The organism is Pseudomonas sp. RIT-562 (assembly GCF_026241895.1).
GTDB classification, from domain to species: Bacteria; Pseudomonadota; Gammaproteobacteria; order Pseudomonadales; family Pseudomonadaceae; genus Aquipseudomonas; species Aquipseudomonas mandelii_F.
This window is the reverse complement of the sequence record NZ_JAPJIV010000020.1, coordinates 1-23,961: the sequence shown is the minus strand read 5'-3', so window position 1 is coordinate 23,961 and position 23,961 is coordinate 1. Positions and strand designations below refer to the sequence as shown.

The following is a 23,961-nucleotide window of genomic DNA, read 5'->3' as shown; positions in this document are numbered from 1 at the left end:
AGGTTGTCGTACGACGCGCTGAAGTATCGGTAGAGTATTCCGGTATTGTCAACGCGACTTAAGTCAAAAAAGGACAGGGGGTCGTGTCTTTACAACAACGAGAGTGGGTAGCTGATGAAGATCCGGTTCTCATCGAACTCGTTGGTGCTGAAATCCTTGCGAATCGACGCATTGCGCCACTTCACGTTGAGGTTTTTCAGCGCACCGCTCTGCACGGTGTAGGCCAGCTCCGACTCGCGTCCCCATTCCTTGCCGTCGGTGATGGCGCCGGTGTGCACGTTATCGCCGCTGATGTAGCGGTTCATCATGGTCAGGCCAGGAATGCCCAGGGCAACGAAGTTGTAGTCGTGACGCAGCTGCCAGGATTTTTCCTTGGCGTTGTCATAGCTGGAGTTGTAGCTGTCGTTGGCCAGGGTGCCGCCGCTGGTGCCGTTGACACGCATCCAGGCGCTGTCGCCCGTCAGTTTTTGCAGGCCGACGTAAAAGGTGTTGCCGCCATATTTGGCCGAGAGCATGGCAAAGGTGGTCTTGTTTTCCATGTCGCCGGCCAGGGCGCTGCCATCTTCCTTGCCGTTGAAGAAGCCCAGGTTGGCCCCCAGGGTCCAGTCGCCCATTGGCTGGCTGTGGCTCAGGTTGAAGTACTGCTGCTGGTAGATGTCGCTGAGTTCCGAATACCAGACGCCGACCAGGGTGCGCTTGTCATTGAAGGTGTATTCACCGCCGCCGAAGTTGAAGCGGTCCGAGGTGAACGCGGCCCTGCCATTCATGGACATGTCTTCCATGCTTGCATCGTTGCGCGGGCTGTTCTGGCGGAACTGGCCGCCATAGAGGGTCAGGCCGCTGATCTCGGTGGAGGTGACCTGGCCACCGCGGAAAGTCTGCGGCAGTGAGCGGCCATCATCCGAACGCAACACCGGCAATACCGGCATCCATTCGCCGACCTTCACTTCGGTCTTGGAGATCTTGCCTTTGACTGCCACGCCCAGACGGCCGAAATTGTCGGCCGGGCGGCCGTCGTCGTGGATCGGCAGCAGTTGCGTACCACCGGTGCCTTTGCCGCCGTCGAGTTTTTGCGAGTACATGCCCAGCACGTCCACTCCGAAGCCGACCAGGCCCTGGGTGAACCCGGATTTTGCGTCGAGGATGAAGCTCTGCGTCCACTCTTCAGCCTTACCCTGTGGGTAGGCGGGGTTGGTGTAGTTGCGATTGAAGTAGGCGTTGCGCAGGTTTAGCGTCGCCTTGCTGTCATCGACAAAGCCTTCGGCCTGGCTGGTCAGCGGCAGGGCCAGGACAAGGCCGCCGAGGCTGATGATGCTGAGGGTGTTGCGGCGTGCGAAGGTCGGGCGTGGGGTGCAGGCGACGGAATGGCGGACGAATTGGCTCACAGTGACGCTCCCTTTGTTTTTTTGTTTTTATTGTCGTTATACGTCGTCGTACAACATGGTGGCGATTATTTGCGAGGTTTCCGGGGGTTGTCAATCGGAAGTTATACGATGACCTGATTGCCATCCGTGAGAAATAACCTGTGGGAGCAAAGCTTGCTCGCGATGGCGGCCTGCCAGTTAACGAGCTTGTGTCGGGTCCGGCGCCATCGCGAGCAAGCTTTGCTCCCACAGGGTTAAACCCAGAGCTCGGAACAGGGGCAGGCCTTAGGGTGATCGGCTATAGGCGCAATGGGTGTTGGCTAAGAGGGTTTTGCGGCAAACTGGCACCACCCCTCACACAAGGCCACTGAATGGATCACTACGCCCCGCGCGACTGGCAGCCCCACGAACGGCCCAGCTTGCCCGGTTCGCCTTCCACGCCGCTGCACTCCACGCCCAAGCGCCTGGCTTACGCGCTGGTCGGCTTGCTGGTGGCATTGACCGGTGGGTTGGGCAACTCGTTGGTAATCGCCAACCTGCCTTATCTGCAGGGTGCGCTGGGCGCGACCACGGCCGAGATGGCTTGGCTGCCGGCCGCGTACGTGATGACCAATGTGTCGATGAACCTGCTGCTGGTGAAGTTCCGTCAGCAGTTCGGCTTGCGCGCGTTCACCGAAGTGTTCCTGGTGCTCTACGCGCTGGTAACCTTCGGCCACTTGTTCGTCAACGACCTCAACTCGGCGATCGCGGTAAGGGCGGCGCACGGCATGGTAGGGGCGGCGCTCAGTTCATTGGGTTTGTACTACATGATCCAGGCGTTCCCGGCGAAGTGGCGGATGAAGGCGCTGGTGCTCGGCCTGGGAACATCGCAACTGGCGCTGCCGCTGGCTCGGCTGTTTTCCGAAGACTTGCTGCAGATCGCCGAATGGCGCGGGCTCTATCTGTTCGAGCTGGGCATGGCGCTGTTGTCCCTGGGCTGCGTATTCCTGCTCAAGTTGCCGCCCGGGGATCGCTTCAAGACCTTTGAAAAACTCGATTTCCTGACCTTCGCCATTCTTGCCAGCGGCGTTGCACTGCTCTGCGCGGTGCTGTCGTTGGGACGCATCGACTGGTGGTTGGAGGCGCGGTGGATAGGCGTGGCGTCGGCCGGATCCATCGCGCTGATATGCGCGGGCCTGGCCATTGAACACAACCGCAGCAACCCGATGCTGATGACTCGCTGGCTGGGCAGCGGGGTGATGATTCGCCTGGCCCTGGCGGTGGTGCTGATTCGCATGGTGACCTCGGAGCAGTCCACCGGCGCAGTCGGTTTCATGCAGACCCTGAACATGAGCAGCCAGCAACTGCACAGCCTGTATGTGGTGATGATGATCGGCAGCATCGCCGGACTGGTCACCAGCGCTCTGACCATCAACCCCAAACACCTGTTCAGCCCCTTGATCGTGTCACTGGCACTGATGGCCGTAGGCTCGGTGATCGACAGTCATTCGAACAACCTGACGCGTCCGGAGAACCTGTATTTCAGCCAGTTTTTGCTGGCATTCGGCAGTACGTTTTTTCTCGGCCCGACCATGGTGCTCGGCACGCGCAACGTCTTGACCAACCCGCGCAACCTGGTGAGTTTTTCGGTGCTGTTCGGGATCTGCCAAAACCTCGGCGGCCTGATTGGCGCCGCGCTGCTGGGCACTTTTCAGATCGTTCGCGAGAAATTTCATTCCAGCAATATTGTCGAACACCTGGTGTTGACCGATCCCCTGGTGGCCGCCCGGGTCCAGAGTGGCGGCAATGCCCTGGGCTCGGTAATCGCCGATCCGGCCCTGCGTAATCTTCAGGGTATCCGGAGCCTGGCGACGGCCGCCACGCGCGAGGCCAACGTGCTGGCTTACAACGACGTGTTCATGCTGATCGCCGTGATCGCGGTGCTGACCATGATCTGGATTTCGATCCGCGCCCTGTGGCTGATGAGCACTAGCAAAAACGTCAATCCAACGCCTTCCGACTCCACCAGCGGTGCCACTTCTTCATGACCGAACCGACCACGACGACCACCAACGCCATTGCCGCTACCCCCGAGGGTGTCGCGCCACCGTCCACGCCGGCCACCGAGCCGCGCTCGCTGCGGGTGCGGGTGCTTTCATCGATGGGCTTTGCCGCCATCGCCCTGGTGGGTGTGCTGATCGTGTTGTATGCCTGGCAGTTGCCGCCGTTCAGCAGTGCGATCGAGACCACGGAAAATGCCTTGGTGCGCGGCCAGGTGACCATCATCGGCCCGCAGCTCAGCGGTTATGTCTACGAAGTGCCGGTCTCGGACTTCCAGTTCGTCAAGACCGGCGACTTGCTGGTGCGCCTGGATGACCGGATCTACCAACAGCGCCTGGATCAATCCCTGGCGCAACTGGCGGTGCAAAAAGCTGCCCTGGCCAACGTGGTGCAGCAGCGCAACAGCGCGCAAGCGACGATCAAGCTGCGCCAGGCGGCAGTCGCCGACAGCCAGGCCCAGGCACGCAAAAGCGCCGCCGACCTGCGCCGCAACAACGAGCTGGTGCGCGATGGCTCGGTGTCCAAGCGCGAGCTGGACGTGAGCCTCGCGGCGAACGCACAGACCATTGCCGCCGTCGCCCAGGCCCAGGCCAATCTGGAAATCGCCCGCCAGGATTTGCAGTCGGTGATCGTCAATCGCGGCTCGCTGGAAGCGGCAGTGGCGAGTGCCGATGCGGCAGTGCAGCTGGCGCGTATCGATCTGTCCAATACCCGTATCCTCGCGCCCCGGGACGGCCAGCTGGGCCAGATCGGCGTGCGCCTGGGCGCCTATGTAAACTCCGGCGCGCAGCTGATGGCCCTGGTGCCGCATCACCTGTGGGTGATTGCCAACATGAAGGAAACCCAGATGAACAACGTGCGGGTCGGCCAGCCGGTGACGTTCACTGTGGACGCACTGGACCATCGCCAATTCAAGGGCCGGGTGCAGCGAATTTCACCGGGTACCGGCTCTGAATTTGCCCTGCTGCAAGCGGATAACGCCACCGGCAACTTCGTCAAGATCGCCCAGCGGGTGCCGGTGCGGATTGCCGTGGATGAGGATCAGGCAGAGAGCGAGCGGCTGCGCCCGGGGATGTCGGTGGTGGTGAGTATCGATACGGCGGCCCCAGGCGATCCCGAGCCGCATTGATCAACTGTAGGATGTACGCGGGGATTGGGCTGGGCGCAAATCCGTAGGAGCCCGGCTTGCCGGCGATGGCGATCTTGCGGACGCTATCGCTGGCAAGCCAGGCTCCTACCGAGGGGGAGTGTCAGGAAGCTACCATCGGCGGCATGGTCCCCAGTAACGACACTGCCGCCACCGCGCCAATGCCCAACAACCACTCCAGGATCACGCTGGTTTTCAACGCGCCCATCCGCTGCTCGCAATCCTTGATCCGCAACCGGTTGAACAATGCCAGCCCCAGCATTACCAGCACCAGCGCGACCTTGATCAACAGAATCAGGGCAAATCCCGACCATAATGGCGTCGGCCAGAGCTGTCCGGTCAGCACTCGTACGTTGATCAGCCCCGTCAACACCAACCCCGCTACCAGCGCATAACCCACTGCGCTGAATCGCTGGAGAATGGCGCCGATTGGATGTGCCGGCGGCTGGCGCAAAACCATCACCAGCAGCATCAACCCTCCCAGCCAGATCCCGACGCACACCAGGTGCACGATCTGATTGAGGATCAGCAGCTGGCCGCTCAAGCCATCGAGCATGGCTCCATGGCCAACGGGTGCGAGAGTCGCCAGCAGCAAGCCACCCAGCACCAGTCGCGGCAACAGGCGGGCATGCCAGGGGCTTAGCAGCAACACCAACAGCAGCCCGTTGAGCAGCAGGTGCCAGCGCCACACCTGGCCAAAAAACGTATTACCCATGACCAGTCGCAGAGTCGGCCCATCAAACGCTGCGGCCCAGTCACCGGCCATGCTGGCGGTAATCAACAGCAACCAGCAGACGCCGCTGACCAATGCCAGCGCCGCCAGCCAACGGCTGATCGGCGTCAACGGCTGATCCAGCGTAGTGGCCGCGCGTCCCAGTAACAGGGGCCTGAACACCCAGGCCCCGACCAGCATCAGCACCACGGTGAAATGCAGAAAGCGGCACAGCACCATCGCGCTCGTCATGAATTACTGGCCAACCTTGAAGCTGTAGGCGCCTTCACTTTTATGGGTGTCGACGGACACGGCGTGCCATTCAACCTTGTACGCGCCGGCGGTCAAAGGTGCTGCGGGGGTGACCACCAGGATCTTCTTGTCGCTGCCTTCAGTGGCCAGGTTTTTCACCGGCACGTTGGCGCCGTCCTTGCTCAGGGTCACTTTGGTGAAGCTCGCTTCGACGCCCTCGGAGAACACCAGGCGCAGCTCCGCGGGTGCGCTGACCGTGCTGTCGGCAGCCGGGGTCTGGCTTTTCAGGTGGGCGTGAGCGAACACCGACGAGGCGGCAAACAGCGAGCCGAGGAGGGCGACGGTGGTCAGGGTTTTCTTCAGTGTCATGATGGAATACCTCTGGGGCAGGATCGAAAGAGGTTGGCAGTTTACCTTCCATGGCGAGCCGCGACTAAGTTTCGTTTTCCCCTGTCGCCGCGAGGTAGAGCGGATGCTAGTCTTGGACAACGCTGTCGCCAGGGAGCCCTCATGGGCAATCACAAGATCGAGATTCGTCGCAGTAACGTCGAGAAGATTCTGCTGGGCGCTGAAAAGGTCTTTGCCGAAAAAGGCTTCGGCAGCACCGCCATGGCCGACATCGCCGCTGAAGTGCAACTGCCGCGCTCCAACCTGCATTACTACTTCAGCACCAAGAGCGAACTCTACAGTGCGGTGCTGTTCGACCTGCTGGAGGTCTGGAAACAGGACGCCCTGTGCTTCGAGATGTTCGACGACCCGCGCGTGGTCCTCAGCAGCTACATCCGCGCCAAGATGCAGCACTCACGCAGCCGACCCTATGGCTCTAAGGTGTGGGCCAACGAAATCATCCACGGCGCGCCGACCCTGGGCGAAGCGCTGGACGCCAGTCTGTATGACTGGGCAAAAATGAAAGAAGCGAAAATCCGCCAGTGGGTGGAGGACAAACGCATACTGCCGGTGGAGCCTTCCAGTTTGCTGTACATGATCTGGGCTTCGACCCAGCATTACGCTGACTTTGATCATCAGGTGAATATCTTGAATGATCATCAGCCGTTGTCGGATATGCAGTTCGAGCGGGCGGTGCAGACGGTGACTAGTGTGATTCTGCGGGGGATTGGGTTGGAGCCGTAGATATCTCATATGAGGCTATGCGTTGCTGTCAAAGCCTGATCGGGGCTGTATGCGCTTATTAATCACGTATTGTCGCGTTCTGCGTTTCAATCGCCTTCATAATGTCAGCCTTGAAATTACGCTGACGTTTGAGAATTGCCTCTTTAACCTTGATGATTTCTTCTTTGGGTCGTTTATTTATTATTTGTTGATTTGAATATTCGACTAACTGCACGTGTTCTCTGTAGGCCGGATAGTCGACGTCCGCCTCGAAAGGTTCGCCTGCCATATCCCGGTCAAACTTTATGACGTAGTCGCGAACGAGGTCATGGTTACGTTGTTTACGAACGCTTGACACTCGATCAGGTTTTGGTGGTCGTGGCTTGCGTTGCGCTGGAGGCAAATGGAGCGCAAGTGGTTTCGCGGCCGTTTCAACAGAAGTGCTTGCGGTCGAGGAGAGTCTACCGACGGAAGGATTGGTTGGGTCCATGATTTTCTTTGGGCGAAAATTGCGCGTACGTTGTCCGAGAGCGCTAAGCGAAGGGGAGGTGTGTACTAGGACTTTGATATTTGCCGTAGGATCTTTGAAATTCAGCGGGTCATTTGCGCAATAAGCATATGAATTAACACCCCCTTCACCAAAAGGGCTTAGTTCGTCCGGAGAGTTGAAACGCATCAAAATCGGGTTGAAAGCTCTTTTTCCGAGCCCGAGTAGATAGTGCCCCGTTATTGCGTCGGGGCACTCGCCATTAAATCCCACCAGTCTGCCCAAACCGCTTTCCAGCGGGTGGTGGCCGTAGGCTGTGTAGGCGAATTTTTCCGAGTTGGTTTGCGTCGATGTTTGTAACAACGAATGGGCTTCGTCCGTCGCGAACAGTGTGGTTTCGTTCGAGCCAACTCCGGCTTCGTGCTGTGCCAGTGGCTGAGCTTCATGGCGAACAATCGTCCGCTGGGAATGCTCGCCCAGTTCGGTCACCAGGTGGTCGCGCTGGTAGAAGCGCTGGGTGCTGGCGAGAGTTGAAAGGCCAGTGGCTGACAGACGATCTATCGCATCGTAGACGTACCTTTGGAGGATTTTCAAGGAGGAAGGCATGTGGTGTAGTCCCTGGAGATGACGAGCTCTCAGAATCTGATTTTAGTTGCTCCTCGTCTACTAGCAGAACTGATAGTCCTTACATCGGTGTTGCGCTGGAAAGATCGCAGCCTCGTTGCACTCGGCAGCTCCTACGCGAACCCAGGGGCGCCCTGTAGGAGCTGTCGAGTGCAACGAGGCTGCGATCTGTTGATCTTACAAATCAAACCGCAACGTGGTACGGATTGCGCGGATCGTGGTTCCAGTCGAGGAACGGCTTGCCGCTGTCGATCGGCACCATCTCGATGCAATCCTGCACCGGGCAGGTGATCTGGCACAGGTTGCAGCCGACGCATTCGTCGTCGATCACTTGATACTTGTGGGTGCCGTCCGCCTGCTTGAGGCTGGCCACCGCCTGGTGCGAGGTGTCTTCGCAGGCGATGTGGCAACGACCGCAACCGATGCAGGCCTCCTGGTCGATTTTGGCGATGACTTGATAGTTGATGTCGAGGTACTTCCAGTCGGTGGTATTGCCCACCGCACGCCCCGAGAAATCGGCGATGCTCGTGTAGCCCTGGCTGTCCATCCAGCGCGACAGGCCGTCTTTCATTTCCTCGACGATGCGGAAGCCATGCAGCATCGCGGCAGTGCACACTTGAACCGAGCCGCTACCCAAGGCGATGAACTCTGCAGCGTCGCGCCATGTACCAATGCCACCGATGCCGGAAATGGGCAGCCGTTGGGTCTGTGGGTCGCGGGCGATTTCGGCAACCATGTTCAAGGCAATCGGCTTGACCGCTGAACCGCAGTAACCACCGTGGGTGCTCTGGCTGCCGACCACGGGGTTGGCGACCATGCGCTCCAGGTTGACGCTGGTGATGGAGTTGATGGTGTTGATCAGCGACACCGCATCGGCGCCACCGCGGTGTGCGGCGCGGGCTGCGACGCGGATGTCGGTGATATTCGGCGTGAGCTTGACGATCACCGGCAGCGAGCAATAGGTCTTGCACCAGCGCGTGACCTGTTCCACATACTCCGGCACCTGGCCCACGGCCGCGCCCATGCCGCGTTCGGGCATGCCGTGGGGGCAGCCGAAGTTGAGTTCGATGCCATCGGCACCGGTGGCTTCCACCAGCGGCAGGATGAACTTCCACGACTCTTCGACGCAGGGCACCATCAGCGAGACGATCAGTGCGCGGTCCGGCCAGTCCTTTTTGACCTGGGTGATTTCCCGCAGATTGATTTCCAGGGAGCGGTCGGTAATCAGCTCGATATTGTTGAAGCCCATGACCTCCCTGTTAGCCCCGAAGTGCGCTGAATACCGCGACGACACGTTAACCGCCGCCGGGTCTTCACCCAGGGTTTTCCAGACCACGCCACCCCAGCCGGCCTCGAACGCGCGGACCACGTTATAGGCTTTGTCAGTCGGCGGGGCGGAGGCCAGCCAGAACGGATTGGGAGCTTTGATGCCGGCGAAGTTGATCGAGAGATCGGCCATTTACGCAGCCTCCACATTGAGCATGAGTTGGGTATGGATAGCCTCGGCAGCCAGTTTGCCGTGTTGCACTGCTTGCACCGTGAGGTCCTGGTCGAGGCTGGTGCAATCGCCGCCCGCGTACACGCCCGGGATACTGGTGCGCAACTGTTCGTCGACCTGAATCCGATCGCCCTGGCGTTTCAATTCCCGCGCCAGTGGGTCGGCGAGGGCGCTGGCGTCAAAGGCCTGGCCGATGGCTTTGAAGATGGCGTCGGCCGCCAGCTCGAAGGTTTCACCCGTGGTTTGCAGGCGTCCTTCCACCAGTACCGTGCGAGCGAAACGCATGCCGCGGACGTTGCCCTGGTCATCGAGCAACACTTGCTCCGGTTGTGCCCAGGTCAACAGGCGCACCTGATTGGCCTTGGCGATATCCTGTTCGTGGCCGGTGGCGCCCATGTCTTCCACGCCACGGCGGTACACCAGGTTGACGTCGCGGGCTCCAAGGCGGGCCATTTGCACGGCCATGTCGATGGCGGTGTTGCCGGCGCCGAGGACGATGCAGCGATCAGCCAGGGGCAATAGGCTCAAGTCGTCGGCCTGGCGCAATTCACGGATGTAGTCGGTGGCGGCGAGCAGTCCCGGGGCGTCTTCGTGCGCCAGGCCCAGCTGCTTGCTGGCGTTGAGGCCGATGCCGAGGAACACCGCGTCGAATTGCTGGTGCAGCTCGCTGAGGGTCAGGTTCTCGCCGAGTTTTTGCCCGTGACGAATTTCGATGCCGCCGATTTGCAGGAGGAAATCCAGCTCCTGCTGGGCGTAGTCGTCCACCAGTTTGTACTTGGCGATGCCATATTCGTTGAGACCGCCGGCTTTCTCCCGGGCCTCGAAGATCACCACGTCATGGCCGTGCATGGCACTGCGGTGGGCGCAGGACAGCCCGGCGGGACCGGCACCCACCACCGCGATGCGTTTGCCCGTAGCCGCCGCGCGGGCGAACGGATGCTCACTGAAGTGTGCGTTGTCCACTGCGTAACGCTGCAGCAGACCGATCAGCACGGGTGCGCACTCGTGAGCGTTGTTGCGCACGCAGGCTTGCTGGCAAAGAATTTCCGTGGGGCAGACCCGCGCACAGCTACCACCGAGAATGTTCGCGGAGAGAATTTTCTGGGCGGCGCCTTGCACGTTGTCCGCGTGGATATTGCGGATGAACGAGGGGATGTCGATTTCGCTTGGGCAGGCATTCACGCAGGGCGCGTCGTAGCAATACAGGCAGCGTGAGGCCTCCAGGTGCGCCTGGCGGTCGCTGAGAGGGGGCGCCAGGTCGGTGAAATGACCGGCGAGGGTGGCTGCATTCTCATGGGGGTGCGGGAGGTGGTTCAGGCTCTTGATCACGGTTTTGGCCTCACGGTTATTGAGGTGCTGCCTCTGGTGGGCAGTGGATTTTGTTGTGTCTGGGCGGGCCTCATCGCGGGCAAGCCTTGCTCCCACAGGGACTTTGTGGGTTCACAATCTGTGGGAGCAAGGCTTGCCCGCGATGGCCGAATGCCTGGATTTCAGCGCTTCACTGCAGCCGGCCTGGTCATCTCCGCGCGCTTGCTCAACAGATCAAACACCGCCGGATACGCCGGCCGTTCGACATACCGCCCGGCACCGCGCTCAGCTCGCAGGTCGCCATCGGCCCAGACCACCCGGCCCTGGCTGATGGTATGGCTGGGCACGCCACGCACGGTCTTGCCTTCGAAAATATTGAAGTCGACCTGCTGGTGGTGAGTTGCTGCCGAAATGGTCCGGGTACCGTGCGGATCCCACAGCACCAGGTCGGCATCGGCACCCACGCGAATTGCGCCTTTGCGCGGGTAGAGGTTGAAGATCTTCGCGGTGTTGGTTGAGGTAAGGGCCACGAACTGCTGCATCGAGAAGCGCCCCGTGTTGACCCCTTCATCCCACAGGACGGCCATGCGGTCTTCGATACCGGCGGTGCCGTTGGGGATCTTGCTGAAGTCATCACGACCGGCGGCTTTCTGCTCGGCGCAGAAGCAGCAATGATCGGTGGCGGTGGTGTGCAGGTTGCCCGATTGCAGCCCGTGCCACAGTGCCTCCTGATGCCCGCGTGGACGGAAGGGCGGGCTCATTACGTAGCCGGCGGCGGTCTGCCAGTCCGGGTGCTGGTAGACGCTGTCATCCAGCAGCAAGTGCCCGGCCAGGACCTCGCCGTAGACCTGCTGACCTTTGCTGCGGGCATAGGTGATTTCGTCCAGGGCTTCCTTGGTCGAGACATGCACCAGGTACAGCGGGGTGCCGAGGGTTTCGGCAATCCGGATCGCCCGGCTGGCTGCTTCGCCTTCCACTTGGGAAGGCCGCGACAGTGGATGCGCTTCCGGGCCGGTGATGCCCTGGGCCATCAGCTTGCGTTGCAGGTGGTACACCAGCTCGCCATTTTCAGCATGCACGGTCGGCACGGCACCCAGTTCCAGGCAGCGTTCGAAACTCGCCACCAGCGTATCGTCGGCCGCCATGATCGCGTTTTTATAAGCCATGAAGTGCTTGAAGCTGTTGACCCCGTGCTGGCTGACCAGCTCGGCCATTTCTTCGCGAACCTGCTCGCTCCACCAGGTGATGGCGACATGGAAGCCGTAGTCCGAGGCCGATTTTTCCGCCCAGCCGCGCCACTGGTGGAAGGCTTCCATCAGCGATTGCTGGGGGTTGGGAATCACGAAGTCGATGATTGAGGTAGTGCCCCCGGCGAGACCCGCCGCAGTGCCGCTGAAAAAATCTTCGCTGGCCACCGTGCCCATGAAGGGCAGCTGCATGTGAGTGTGCGGATCGATACCACCCGGCATCAGGTATTGGCCACTGCCGTCGAGCACTTCGGCACCCGCCGGGATATCCAGTTTTTCACCGATGGCTTTGATCACGCCGTCGGCGCAATAGACGTCGGCGCGATAACTTTCATCATGGGTAACAACGGTGGCGCCACGGATCAACAGAGACATTCCGAGTTCCTCGCAGGCAATGACCGACTTGTGCCGGTTCTAAATGTTTTATATGAACCAGACGCAAACAGGTGTATTCCTGTCAACGCTGTCAGGAATAGAAGCTAGTCCGAGTTAAAGGAATGAGCAAGATTATTTTTTATAAGCTTATAGCGTTACTAACGCATTGATAAACATAATAAAAATAGAGCATTCACCAATTTGGTTCAGCCTTTCACCATTTTGACGCACTTGACAGGTTGCCAAAATAGACGAGATTTCCTATGTGAAATCAGCTGCTTGAGAAGCGTCTATGGTTAACGCGCAAAGCTGCAAAAAAGTTTGATGCACCAGATTGAGTCCTGACTGTTTGGACAACTTGCCTTGCATTCGGCCTGAGCGCTGGGCAGGAGTACCGGGGACTTGTCGTTGATATAAATAAAAATGATCAGTTTCAGACAGTTAAAGCTTTTTATGGATCTGCCCGATGCGCAAGCGGGGCAACCGGCATGTTTATTGATGTCGCCAGCCCCTGATGAGCAATAAATCAAAAATAACAGTGGAGCGGCCATGCAACAGATCAGATCGCACGTGACCGAGCGCAACGGCTTGTATGAGCTGGAAGCCGGCAGCGACGTCCTCGACAGTCCCCGTTACAACCACGACATGGCACCGACCAAGGTGCGCGAACGAACCTGGAACAAGTGGCACATCACGGCATTGTGGGTCGGCATGTCGATCTGCGTACCAACCTACACGCTCGGGGGTGTGCTCACTGCCTACTTCGGTTTGAGCGTTGGCGAGGCGCTGCTGGCCATTCTGTTTGCCAACATCATCGTGCTGATTCCATTGACGCTCAATGCATTCCCCGGCACCAAGTACGGCATCCCGTTTCCAGTGTTGCTGCGCTCCTCATTCGGCATCCTCGGCTCTAACATTCCGTGCCTGATCCGCGCCCTGGTGGCCTGCGGCTGGTTTGGCATCCAGACCATGTTCGGCGGCCTGGCAATTCACCTGTTCCTGGGCTCGGTATTCGAGGGCTGGAAGTCGCTCGGTGGTACCGGTGAAGTGATCGGCTTCATGGTGTTCTGGGCGCTCAACCTGTGGGTGGTGATTCGCGGTGCCGAGTCGATCAAGTGGCTGGAAACGCTGTCGGCGCCCTTGCTGGTGCTGGTGGGTGTGGGGCTGCTGGTCTGGGCGATGCCCAACGTGTCGATGACCGAGCTGATGTCAATTGCGCCCAAGCGTCCGGAAGGCGCAAGCGTCGTCAGCTACTTCGCCGCCGGGCTGACCGCCATGGTCGGCTTCTGGGCAACCTTGTCCCTGAATATCCCTGACTTCAGTCGTTATGCCAGGAGCCAGAAGGACCAGATAGTCGGGCAAATTATCGGCCTGCCACTGACCATGTTCCTGTTCGCCGCGCTGGGTGTGGTGATGACCGCAGCCTCGGTGAAACTGGTGGGAGTGACCGTGTCCGATCCGGTGACTTTGATCGGTCACATCCAGAGTCCGGTCTGGGTGGCGCTGGCCATGGCGCTGATCATTATCGCGACTCTGTCGACTAACACTGCGGCAAATATCGTGTCGCCGACCAACGATTTCCAGAACATTGCGCCCAAGGTGATCAACCGCACCAAAGCGGTGTTGCTGACCGGTGTGGTTGGGCTGGTGCTGATGGCCCACGAGTTGTTGAAGAAGCTCGGGTTGATCGTCTCCGACGTCAGCCTGGAGACCGTATATTCCAACTGGCTGCTAGGTTATTCGAGCTTGCTGGGGCCGATTGCCGGGATCATGGTGGTGGACTATTTCCTGATCAGGAAACAGCAACTGGACCTAGCGGGACTGTACCGCGATGACGTGTATCCGGCGTGGAACTGGTTTGGCTTTATCGCGTTTGGCGTGCCCGTGGCGCTGACCTTGCTGTCGTTGGGCAGTGACGCGTTCAGCTGGTTCTACAGTTATGGCTGGTTCACCGGTTCGGCATTGGGTGGGGTTATTTATTACGGGTTGTGCGTGATGCGGCCTAGCCAGGCTGCCGTGAAATCTGCGGTGTGAGTGCCGGCCTCATCGCGAGCAGGCTCACTCCTACAGGGGGTGAGCCTGCTCGCGATGAGGCCCCCAGCACACTTGAGAGTTATCTGAAAAAACCTATAACAACTGCCTGAGGAGATCATCATGAACGCTGCTGTAGACGTTCTGCAGTCCACCCATCAGCACATCAACCGCGACCGCCTGTGGCAGTCGCTCATGGAACTGGCCAGGCTCGGTGCCACGGTCAAGGGCGGCGTCTGCCGCCTGGCCCTGACTGACCTCGATCGTCAGGCCCGGGACATCTTCGTCAAGTGGTGCGAGGAGGCGGGCTGCACCGTCAGCATCGACGCCGTCGGCAATATCTTTGCCCGTCGCCCCGGGCGTAATCCGGACCTGCCACCCGTGATGACCGGTAGCCACATCGACACCCAACCCACCGGTGGCAAGTTCGATGGATGCTTTGGTGTACTGGCCGGCGTCGAAGTGCTGCGCACGCTCAATGATCTCGGCGTGGAAACCGAGGCGCCGCTGGAAGTGGTGGTCTGGACCAACGAAGAAGGCTCGCGCTTCGCCCCGTGCATGATGGGCTCCGGGGTGTTTGCCGAAAAATTCACCCTGGAAGAAACCCTGGCCAAGGTCGATGCCGAGGGTGTCACCGTCGGCGAAGCACTGAATGCCATTGGCTATGCGGGCCCACGCAAAGTCAGCGGCCATGCGGTGGGGGCGTACTTTGAAGCGCACATCGAGCAGGGCCCGATTCTCGAGGACGAGCGGAAAACCATCGGCGTGGTCATGGGCGCCTTGGGGCAAAAGTGGTTCGACTTGAAGTTACGCGGAGTCGAGGCCCACGCCGGTCCGACGCCGATGCACCTGCGCAAGGATGCCCTCGTTGGCGCGTCCATCATCGTCGGCGCGGTCAACAGTGCGGCCCTGGGTCATCAACCGCATGCCTGCGGCACGGTCGGTTGCCTGCAGGCTTATCCTGGCTCGCGCAATGTCATTCCCGGCGAAGTGCGCATGACCCTGGATTTCCGGCATCTGGAACCGGCGCGCCTCGATTCGATGATTGCCGAAGTTCGCCAGGTGATCGAAACCACATGCCAGAAGCATGGCCTGAGCTATGAGCTGACGCCCACCGCCGATTTCCCACCCCTGTATTTCGAGCAGGGCTGTGTCGAAGCAGTGCGCAATGCGGCGCAAGGCCTGGGCCTGTCGCACATGGATATTGTCAGTGGCGCCGGGCATGACGCGATCTTTCTGGCGGAACTGGGGCCGGCGGGGATGATTTTTGTGCCATGCGAAGGCGGGATCAGCCACAACGAAATCGAAAACGCTGCACCGGATGATTTGGCGGCGGGGTGTGCGGTGTTGTTGCGGGCGATGTTGGCGGCTTCGGCGGCAATTGCTCGCGGGCAACTGGCGGCTTGAAGTTGACCCCTTGTAGGAGCCTGGCTTGCCAGCGATGACGGCATTCAATTGACCACCGCAATCGCCAGCAAGCAGGCTCCTACGGATTTGTGGGGTCGCGCAATTCTGCGAACACCCGCGCAATCTGTAGGAGCTGGCGAAGCCTGCGATCTTTTGGCAGCCTTGAAGATTGCCAAAATCAGGAGCAAAAGATCGCAGCCTGCGGCAGCTCCTACGGGGTTGGTGGTCAGTCGTCGATGTGCATCAATTGCTGCACGCCTTCCCAGGCTTCGGCCCGCATGCGCTCCAGGTCCAGCCCCGGGATCACTCCGTCGTCGACCACCACCCGGCCACCCACCAGGCTGTAGCGCACGGCAATCGGTTCGCCCGCGACTACCGGCGCCACTGCAAGGTCGTGGAAACCGAAGAAGCGCGGGTGATCGAGGCCGTAGATCACCAGGTCTGCGGCCTGTCCAACCTCCAGCGTGCCGACTGCGCCGAGCCCCAGCACCTGAGCGCCGCCCGCAGTACCCCAGTGGATCACATCTTCGGCGGTGGTAGCCGATGCGCCTTGTTCGGCCCGGTGAATCAGCCACGCGGTATTCGCTTCACCGACCATGCTCCCGGACTCGTTCGACGCCACTCCATCCACGCCGAGCGAAATCGGTACGCCGGCCTCGACCATCTGTGGCACTGGCGCAATACCGCTGCCCAGGCGCGCGTTGCTCACCGGGCAATGGGAAATGCCGGTGCCGGTCTGCGCGAGCATGCGAATTTCGCCAGGTTGCAGGTGGACCGCATGGGCGAACCACACATCCGGGCCGAGCCACTCGTGTTCGGCGACGAATTCCACCGGCAGGCAATTGTATTTCTCGCGGCAGAAATTCACGTAGTTCTGCGTCTCCGACAGGTGCGTGTGCAGGCGCAGGCCAAGGCCACGAGCCGTGTGCGCCAGCTCACGCAACAGGGTCGGCGGCAGGGAAAACGTCGGCGTGGTCGGCGCTACCACGACCCGGCGCATGGCGTCCGGAATGTCCTGGTGATAACGCGATTTCAAGCGCTCGATATCACCGACCATTTGCTCCAGCGACTCTGGCTGCAGTGCGGTTTTCGAGAACCCCGGGTGCGCACTTGCCGACTCCAGGGCTCCCCCTCGGCAGAGCACGAAGCGCAGGCCGAATTCGTCGGCCATGTCGAACAGCAGGTCGCCGGTCTCGGTGCTGCCATGGGCGTGATACAGGTAGTGGTGGTCGGCGCAGGTCGTCACCCCCGACAGTAGCAACTCAGCCATGCCCAGCCGCGCGGCGATGCGTGACAGTTGCGGGGTGAAACGGTTGAGACGCGGGTAGGGCACGCTGGCGAGCCAGCCTTGCAAGTCCTGGTTCAAGCCCTCGGGGACGGCTTTCAGCAGGTTCTGGAACAGGTGGTGGTGAGTGTTGATCCAGCCTGGGTACACCAGGCTGTTGCGGGCATCGATCACCCGTTCTCCAGGCTGCGCCTGCAGGCCCGCGGCCATTTCGGCGATGCGCCCGTTGACCACGCGGATGTCGACGCTGCCAGCCCGGGCGCGTGCGCCGCGCAGGCCGGTCATCACCGCCAGCGGGTTCTTGATCAGGATGTTTTGAAGTTGAGTCATGGACTTCTCCGGTCAGAGGCTGTGGGAGGCTGATTTGCTGGCGGCGCTGTCAGGCGCGCTGACGCCGTTGAGTGCTGCGTTGAGCAGCACCGACACCAGGCAGGCGATCACGACGCTGCTGTGCAGGAACGGCTGGCTCCACTCGGGCAATTGCTTGAACAGCGCCGGGGCCAGCACCGGCACCAGGGCGGCGGCGATGGTGAAACCGACGATCAGCACGTTGTAGCGATTGCGCTCGTAGTCGACCTTGGCCAGGGTCTGAATGCCGGCCGCCGCGACCACGCCGAACATCGCGATGCCGGCACCACCCAGGGCTGCAGTCGGCATCGAGGCGATGATCGCGCCGGCTTTGGGCACCAGGGCGACGCTGCACATGAGCAGCCCACTGACCGCCACCACCCAGCGACTGCGCACGCCAGTGAGGATCACCAGGCCGACGTTTTCCATGAAGGCAATGAACGGAAAGGCGGCGAACATGCCGGCGATGGTGCTCGCCAGGCCGTTGGCGCGCAGGCCGTTGATCACCTGTTTGTCTTCCACGGGTTTGTCGACGATGTCGCCAATCGCGACAAACAGCCCCATGGACTCGACCATCTGCACGATCATCACCACCACCATGGTCGCAATCGGGATCAGGCTGAAGGTCGGCAGGCCAAAGTAGAACGGGTAGGGCACGGTGAGCCAGGGCGACTCACCGACGCTGCTGAAACTGCCCATGCCGAGGCCGTAGGCCAGGCCCGCGCCCACCAGCATGCCCACCAGCACCGCCATGTTGCGCAGCATCGGGCTGCCGTAGCGGTTGACCAGCAGGATGGTCAGCAACACCACGGCAGCCACCGCCAGGTACGCCGGCGCGCCGAAGTCGCTGGCATGCCGCCCGCCACCGACCCACTCGTAGGCAATCGGGAACAATTGCAGGCCAATCACGGTGACGATGCAGCCGGTAACCACCGGGGGAAAGTAGCGCCGCAATCGGCCGACGAAGGGCGCGACCAGCATAGTGAAAATTCCCGCGCCGATCACCGCTCCACAGACTCCGGCAAACGCCACTTGCGGGTTGCTGCCAATAGCGATCACCGGGCCGACGCTGCTGAAAGCCACGCCTTGCAAAATCGGCAGGCGTACGCCGAACTTCCAGAAGCCCACGGTTTGCAACAGCGTGGCGATGCCTGAGCAGAACAAGGTGGTGCTGATCAGCACCACGGTGTCGGCCTGGGACATTTTCAGGGCGCTGGCGACAATCAACGGCACGGCGATGGCGCCGATGTACGAGACGGCCATGTGTTGCAGGCCGAGGGTGAGCATTTGCCGGACTGGCAGAACCTGGTCGACCGGGTGGATGGTTGAATGGGGAGTGGCTGACGACATGGGAATCACCTCTTGCTGTTTTTATGCTGTAGAGAGGGGTATTCGTGTTGATGCCAGATACAGGGAACTCGCCCTGGCTGGCATCTATGTGCCCGGAGCCGCCATCCACCGGCTCCGATGCCGTTGTTTCAGCCTGCCAGGCAGGCGGCAAAGCCCTGGTTCAGCGCCGCGCGGTCCAGGTCGCGGCCGATGAACACGATCTTGCTGGAGCGCGGTTCGGTGCCCCACAAGGTCGATGCGCGAAATTCCACCAGGCTGTGTACGCCCTGCAGCACGTAGCGCTGATCCTGGTCCTGCACCGCCAGCACACCCTTCATGCGGTACAGGTTGTCTGCCTGTGCGCTGCGCAGTTCGCTGATCCAGCGGTGGAATGCGCCGAGGTTCACCGCGCCGTCCACGGCTATGCCCACCGACGAGACACTGGGGTCGTGGGCGTGATCCAGGTCGTGATCATGGTCATCGGCGTGATGGTCATGTTCGGCACCGATTTCCATGAGCTTTTGCGTGGACTCGAAAGCGCCGATGCCGAGGATTTTTGTCAGGTCGATTTCGGCGTAGCTGGAGGTCACCAGATCCGCTGTCGCGTTCAAGCCACGGATCTTTTCGCTCAATGCGGCCACTTCGGCGCTGCTCACCAGGTCCACCTTGTTGATCACGATCCGGTCGGCGCAGACGATTTGGTCCACCGCCTGGTTGTCGACTCCGTCGAGTTGCAGGTCTTCCAGATGCTGGGCGATGTGCTTGGCGTCGACCATGGTCACGATGGCATCGAGTTCCACTTCATTGGCGATCGGATCGTTGATGAAAAAGCTCTGCGCCACCGGGTACGGATCGGCCAGGCCACTGGTCTCGATCAGGATGTGGTCCAGCCGCACCGGGCGCGCCACCAGTTCGCGAACGATGCGCACCAGGTCCTCGCGGACCTCGGCCGTGCAGCACACACAACCGTTGACCATCTCGTAGATCTCCTCGGTTTCGGAACTGAGGACCAGGTCACCGTCGATCCCGACCTCACCGAATTCGTTCTCGATCACGGCGATTTTGCGCCCGTGGTTTTCCTTGAGGATGTAGTTCAGCAGAGTGGTTTTGCCTGCGCCGAGGAAGCCGGTAAGGATGGTCACCGGAATTTTGGTGTTGGGGGTTGGGGCGTTGAATGGGCTGTTCATGTGATGCTCCTTTGGAACCAATGGGTCGGATACTTTCCCCTGTAGGAGTGAGCCTGCTCGCGATGGCGGTTGATCAGCCGACACCTATGCTGGCGGTGATGGCCTCATCGCGAGCAGGCTCGCTCCTACAGGGGTCAGGTTTGGGTGAGGTCTCGCCCCAGCGCAACGCAGTCCCGGCGTCCAGGCCGAACAGGTCGAGGACTCGGCCGAGGCTGTGATCGACCATTTGCGCGAGGTTTTGCGGGCGGGCGTAAAACGCCGGGACGGGCGGGGCGATGATCCCGCCCATCTCGGTGACGGCAGTCATGTTGCGCAGGTGCGCCAGGGTCAGGGGCGTTTCCCGGGCCATCAGCACCAGGGTGCGGCGCTCCTTCAAGGTCACATCGGCGGCGCGGCCGATCAGCCCTGCCGAAGTGCCTGTGGCGATCTCTGCCAGGGTGCGCATGGAACAGGGCGCCACCACCATGCCCAGGCAACGGAACGAGCCACTGGCGATGCCCGCCGCGACGTCGTCGGCGCGGTGGTAGTGACTGGCCAGGGCAGTGACGTCTGCCAGTTTGTAGTCGGTTTCATGGGCCATCGTCAGCAAGGCCGCCCGGCTGATGATCAGGTGCGTTTCGATGTCGAGCCTGGCCAGCAACTCCAGGAGGCGCACGCCGTAGATAAACCCCGACGCGCCACTGATACCGACCACCAGGCGCCGGCGGTTCATGACCGGTAGCCCTGCAACAGGTTGCGCGCGCGCTCCAGGACAGCCTGGTCGAGTTGCGCCTTGATGCCGTCGAACCCCGCGCCGCGAGTGGCATCCAGGCCCATGCGCGAAGTGGTGCCGTTGACCGAGGACGAAGGGTCCAGGGGACTGCCGGGCAGGCCGTCGATCACGAAGATGTCCTGATGCGGCTGGAAGTGCGTGGCCAATGCCCAGAGCACCTGGCTGTCATCACTGATGTCGATGTCACTGTCCACCGCGATCACCGATTTCAGGTAAGGGTCCCAGCCCAGCAGCGCCAGCATGATTTGCCGGGCCTCGCCGTCACGGCTCTGGTCCAGGGCCACGTAGCAATGAAAATGCGTGCCGGAGTTGGGGTAGTGCACGGCGGTCACAGCGGGAAAACGCGCCTTGAGCTTTTCACTCATTTCCGCTTCCCGCGGCAGGCGTGCCAAGGTCAGGTGCTCGGCATAACGTCCACCGACCACATCCACCAGCCAGGCGTCTTTGCGGCGCATCAGGGTGTCGACGCGCAGCACGTTGTTGGTCGAACGATCCGAGGAATAGCCGCTGAACTCGCCGAACGGACCTTCTTCGGCATACGCCGCTGGGTCGATTGCGCCTTCAAGCACAAATTCGGCGAAAGCCGGCACGCCGATGCCGTAGCGCGGTGTCTTGACCAGTTCCAGGGGTGCGCCGAACAAGCCGCCTGCAACTGCACGCTCGTCACTGCCAAAGGGTAATCGCGCGGCAGCGGCGAGCATGAACAGCGGATGGGCGCCGACGACCATGGCCACGCGCAATTCTTCCCCGCGCTCCCTGGCGGTTTGCAGCATGCGCCACAGGTGACCACGCGAATGCAGGCTGGTGGCGAGGGTCTGGCGAGCATGGCGCATGGAGCGGTGATAGCTCATGTTGGCGATGCCGGTCACCGGGTCCTCGGCAATGATGATCGCGTTGGTAATGTAGGGGCCGCGGTCGCTGTCGAAGTGCTTGAGCATTGGCAGCAACGCCAGGTCCACGGCTTCGCCTTCGAAGATTTCGTCCAGTATCGGACCGGTTTCGACATAGCGCGGGGCGATGGGCTGGTTGGCGCGCTTTTGGAAAGTCTCGTGCAGTTGCGCCGGGGTGACGCCGAAGATCCGGGCGATGCGGGTGCGGGAAGCGAACAGATTGGTGGCTACCGGTACGCCGAGGTGGCCGACCTGTTCGCAGATCAACAAGGGGTCGCGACCTTGGGCAGCGAGGGTGTCGACCAGGGCGGTGACGTCCTGGTCAGCGCTGAGGGAATCGCCAATGGTCAGCACATCGTCCGGATACTGCCGGCGATAGGCGTCGATGAATACGTGAAAGTCCTGGGTATCGCCAAGCGTCGAAACGGTCATGGTTTCACCTCGTAAAAAGCAGGCGCGCAGTGTTGAAGGCGGCGGGTGATCAATTGGCTGTTGGCCTGCCGATCGATCAAGTGCCGGTCATCTTCGCGCCTGTAAAGTCGCTGTGTTGCGTCTTGACACTGTCCCCTGTGGGAGCGGGCGCGTGTCTGCTTACAGGTAGGTAGTGGTCAGGCGAATGTCCGCCTCGATAAGGTCCTTGGGTGGCGGCGTCGGTTCGATCCCGCACAGCCGGGCGATGTTGTTGCCCAGATAATCCTCGAGGTGATCCTCATCGATGCCCAGGCCTTGCGGCGCAGGCGAGCACAGCACTTCCAGTTCGCGCAGCCACATACCCGGCTCGTTCGGCGGTGAGTCGGTGCCGAAGACGATCTTGTTGCGTGGCAGGTCCTTGGCAAATTCGACGATCCGCGACTGGAAGCACCAGCCGGATTCGCAATACACGTTCGGCGTATCCATCGCCATCCAGAAGGCTTCGAACGAATAGTTGCCGCCGGTCTGGATGCCGAAGTGACCGATGATGAAGTTGACCATCGGGAACTCACGGATGATTGGGTAGAACATCGTCGGAATGGTGTACGGGCCGTCCCCGGTGTGGATCAGCACCACGATGTTGTACTTGGCGCAGACCTTCATCGCCGGGCGCAACCAGTCCAGCGCGCGGTCGGGGCGATACCCGTGCATGTTGGCGTGCAGCTTGAGCATCTTGAAACCGTATTCCTTGATGTGGAATTCCAGCTCCGCCGCGCCGTTTTCCGGTCCCCAGCGCGGGTTGAAGTTGAAGTTGCCGATGAAGCGATCCGGATACTTCACACACAGTTCGGCAACGTACGACATGTAGTCGCGCACGCCTTCGCGGCCCCGGCGGTTACCGTCGCGATAGCCGGTGTTGCCCGGTGGCGGCTGGATGAAACCCATGTCGATCCGGCGCGGTTTGCCGTTGATCATGTAGGGGCCGTCCATCAGCTTGAGCATGCGCTCGCCGGTGAACGGTTCGCCGGTGTGGCGCCAGGCCTCGTCGACCAGGTTGGTGGGGTGCAGATGGGTGTCGATGATCATCGATTCAGCTCCTGGCCAGTTGGGTGGTGACTGGGCGCTTGAGTTGCGCCTGCGCTTCGGACACGGAACGCGGCGGCGGGCTAGGCTCAAGGCCGATCATCCGCGCGGTGTTGTTGCCCAGGTAGTCTTCGAGGGTGTCCTCGTCGAGGTTCAGGCCCTGCGGCGGCTCATGGCACAGCACCTCCAGCAGGCGCAGCCACATGCCCGGCTCGTTGGGGGGCGTATCGGTGCCGAAGAGGATCTTGTGGGTCGGCAAAACCTTGGCGAATTCGACGATCCGCGATTGCAGGCACCAGCCCGATTCGCAATAGACGTTGGGCAGTTCCATCGCCCATTGCATCGGTTCGAATACGTAGACGCCGCCGGTCTGCACACCAAAGTGCGCCATGATGAAATCGACGTTGGGGAACTCCTTGATCATCGGCACCCATTCCGACGGGATGCTGTAGGGGCCGTCGCCGGTGTGCAGCTTGACCGGGATGCCGAGCTCGGCGCACTTCTCGAAGCATGGGCGCACCCAATCCAGGGCGCGATCAGGACGGTAGGCGTGCATGTTGGCCTGCATCTGCACCATCTTGAACCCGTGTTCCTTGACGTAGCGCTCGATTGCCTCGACGCCGTTCTGCACGCCGCAGCGCGGGTTGTAGACGAAGCAACCGATGAAGCGGTCGGGGTAGGTCTGCACCATTTTCAGGGTGTAGGCCATATAGGCGTCGATGGACTCGCGGCCCGTCAGGTCGCCGTCGGTCCAGGTGTAGATGGTGTTGCCCTGCGGTGGCTGGATGAAGGCTTTGTCGATGCGGCGAGGTTTGCCGTTGACCATGTACGGGCCATCCATCATCTCCAGCAGACGCTCGCCGGTGAACGGGTCACCGTCATGCCTCCAGGCGAGGTCCACCAGGTCGGTGGGATAGCAACTGATATCGATGATCATTGAAGTCGATCTCCTGATAGCGGAAAGGGAACCTTGCGGTTCGCTAGCAGCCACGTCCGGGCAATCGGCCATTTCTATGCGCAGACAACTGCGCATTCCCTCGCCTGGTCGCATCCG

Annotated in this window: 19 protein-coding genes; 5 read left to right on the top strand and 14 right to left on the bottom strand. The window is 61.0% G+C overall.

What is annotated here, in order from left to right; translation table 11 throughout:
* Positions 1 to 89: 89 nt before the first annotated feature.
* Positions 90 to 1,385: an OprD family porin gene (locus tag ORL50_RS21565; RefSeq protein ID WP_266017875.1), complete on the bottom strand. Its 1,296-nt coding sequence runs from the start codon at positions 1,383 to 1,385 to the stop codon at positions 90 to 92.
* Between the two features lie 350 nt (positions 1,386 to 1,735).
* On the opposite strand from ORL50_RS21565, the gene ORL50_RS21560 reads away from it, so the two are divergent.
* Positions 1,736 to 3,391 carry an MFS transporter gene (locus ORL50_RS21560; protein ID WP_266017874.1) on the top strand — a complete coding sequence of 552 codons (1,656 nt, stop codon included), beginning with the start codon at positions 1,736 to 1,738 and terminating at the stop codon, positions 3,389 to 3,391.
* Positions 3,388 to 4,533 (top strand): HlyD family secretion protein, encoded by a 1,146-nt coding sequence (locus ORL50_RS21555; protein WP_266017873.1) that lies wholly within the window; start codon positions 3,388 to 3,390, stop codon positions 4,531 to 4,533. Before ORL50_RS21560 ends, ORL50_RS21555 begins: the two co-directional genes overlap by 4 nt.
* 121 nt (positions 4,534 to 4,654) lie before the next feature.
* Here the strand turns inward: ORL50_RS21555 and copD are convergent, their stop codons facing one another.
* Both copD and copC read right to left on the bottom strand, forming a co-directional pair.
* On the bottom strand, positions 4,655 to 5,515 hold the full coding sequence (copD, locus tag ORL50_RS21550; RefSeq protein WP_266017872.1) for a copper homeostasis membrane protein CopD: 861 nt from the start codon (positions 5,513 to 5,515) through the stop codon (positions 4,655 to 4,657).
* Positions 5,516 to 5,518: 3 nt separating this feature from the next.
* A complete protein-coding gene (gene copC / locus ORL50_RS21545; RefSeq protein WP_266017871.1) occupies positions 5,519 to 5,884 on the bottom strand; it encodes a copper homeostasis periplasmic binding protein CopC in 366 nt (121 codons plus the stop codon).
* Positions 5,885 to 6,025: 141 nt separating this feature from the next.
* Between copC and ORL50_RS21540 the strand changes: the two genes are divergently transcribed.
* Entirely contained in the window at positions 6,026 to 6,646 is a 621-nt protein-coding gene (locus ORL50_RS21540; protein ID WP_122839627.1) for a TetR/AcrR family transcriptional regulator, read from the top strand.
* A 58-nt stretch (positions 6,647 to 6,704) separates the two neighbouring features.
* Here the strand turns inward: ORL50_RS21540 and ORL50_RS21535 are convergent, their stop codons facing one another.
* The 4 genes from ORL50_RS21535 to hydA form a co-directional block, all read right to left on the bottom strand.
* Complete coding sequence (locus ORL50_RS21535) at positions 6,705 to 7,718, bottom strand: RHS repeat-associated core domain-containing protein (RefSeq protein ID WP_266017870.1); 1,014 nt, start codon at positions 7,716 to 7,718, stop codon at positions 6,705 to 6,707.
* 202 nt (positions 7,719 to 7,920) lie between these two features.
* Positions 7,921 to 9,195 (bottom strand): NAD-dependent dihydropyrimidine dehydrogenase subunit PreA, encoded by a 1,275-nt coding sequence (preA, locus tag ORL50_RS21530; protein WP_266017869.1) that lies wholly within the window; start codon positions 9,193 to 9,195, stop codon positions 7,921 to 7,923.
* Positions 9,196 to 10,563 carry an NAD(P)-dependent oxidoreductase gene (locus tag ORL50_RS21525; RefSeq protein ID WP_266017868.1) on the bottom strand — a complete coding sequence of 456 codons (1,368 nt, stop codon included), beginning with the start codon at positions 10,561 to 10,563 and terminating at the stop codon, positions 9,196 to 9,198. It lies immediately after the preceding gene.
* Between the two features lie 161 nt (positions 10,564 to 10,724).
* Entirely contained in the window at positions 10,725 to 12,164 is a 1,440-nt protein-coding gene (hydA, locus tag ORL50_RS21520) for a dihydropyrimidinase (RefSeq protein WP_266017867.1), read from the bottom strand.
* 549 nt (positions 12,165 to 12,713) lie between these two features.
* Here hydA and ORL50_RS21515 point away from each other — a divergent pair.
* Together ORL50_RS21515 and ORL50_RS21510 are read left to right on the top strand one after the other, a co-directional pair.
* Positions 12,714 to 14,198, top strand: a complete 1,485-nt coding sequence (locus ORL50_RS21515) for an NCS1 family nucleobase:cation symporter-1 (protein WP_266017866.1) — start codon at positions 12,714 to 12,716, stop codon at positions 14,196 to 14,198.
* Between the two features lie 120 nt (positions 14,199 to 14,318).
* Positions 14,319 to 15,602 (top strand): Zn-dependent hydrolase, encoded by a 1,284-nt coding sequence (locus ORL50_RS21510; protein WP_266017865.1) that lies wholly within the window; start codon positions 14,319 to 14,321, stop codon positions 15,600 to 15,602.
* Between the two features lie 226 nt (positions 15,603 to 15,828).
* On the opposite strand, the gene ORL50_RS21505 is transcribed toward ORL50_RS21510, so the two are convergent.
* From ORL50_RS21505 to ORL50_RS21475, 7 genes are all read right to left on the bottom strand, one after another.
* Positions 15,829 to 17,217 carry an amidohydrolase family protein gene (locus tag ORL50_RS21505; protein WP_266017863.1) on the bottom strand — a complete coding sequence of 463 codons (1,389 nt, stop codon included), beginning with the start codon at positions 17,215 to 17,217 and terminating at the stop codon, positions 15,829 to 15,831.
* A gap of 12 nt (positions 17,218 to 17,229) precedes the next feature.
* Positions 17,230 to 18,585 (bottom strand): nucleobase:cation symporter-2 family protein, encoded by a 1,356-nt coding sequence (locus ORL50_RS21500; protein WP_266017862.1) that lies wholly within the window; start codon positions 18,583 to 18,585, stop codon positions 17,230 to 17,232.
* 128 nt (positions 18,586 to 18,713) lie between these two features.
* Entirely contained in the window at positions 18,714 to 19,751 is a 1,038-nt protein-coding gene (locus ORL50_RS21495) for a CobW family GTP-binding protein (RefSeq protein WP_266017860.1), read from the bottom strand.
* A gap of 73 nt (positions 19,752 to 19,824) precedes the next feature.
* Positions 19,825 to 20,463 (bottom strand): UbiX family flavin prenyltransferase, encoded by a 639-nt coding sequence (locus ORL50_RS21490; RefSeq protein WP_266017858.1) that lies wholly within the window; start codon positions 20,461 to 20,463, stop codon positions 19,825 to 19,827.
* The gene (locus ORL50_RS21485; RefSeq protein ID WP_266017856.1) at positions 20,460 to 21,845 is read right to left on the bottom strand and encodes a UbiD family decarboxylase; all 1,386 of its coding nucleotides are present in this window, start codon (positions 21,843 to 21,845) and stop codon (positions 20,460 to 20,462) included. Before ORL50_RS21485 ends, ORL50_RS21490 begins: the two co-directional genes overlap by 4 nt.
* Positions 21,846 to 22,004: 159 nt before the next feature.
* Entirely contained in the window at positions 22,005 to 22,910 is a 906-nt protein-coding gene (locus ORL50_RS21480) for an amidohydrolase family protein (protein ID WP_053158646.1), read from the bottom strand.
* Positions 22,911 to 22,914: 4 nt separating this feature from the next.
* The gene (locus tag ORL50_RS21475) at positions 22,915 to 23,844 is read right to left on the bottom strand and encodes an amidohydrolase family protein (protein WP_266017853.1); all 930 of its coding nucleotides are present in this window, start codon (positions 23,842 to 23,844) and stop codon (positions 22,915 to 22,917) included.
* Positions 23,845 to 23,961 lie beyond the last annotated feature (117 nt).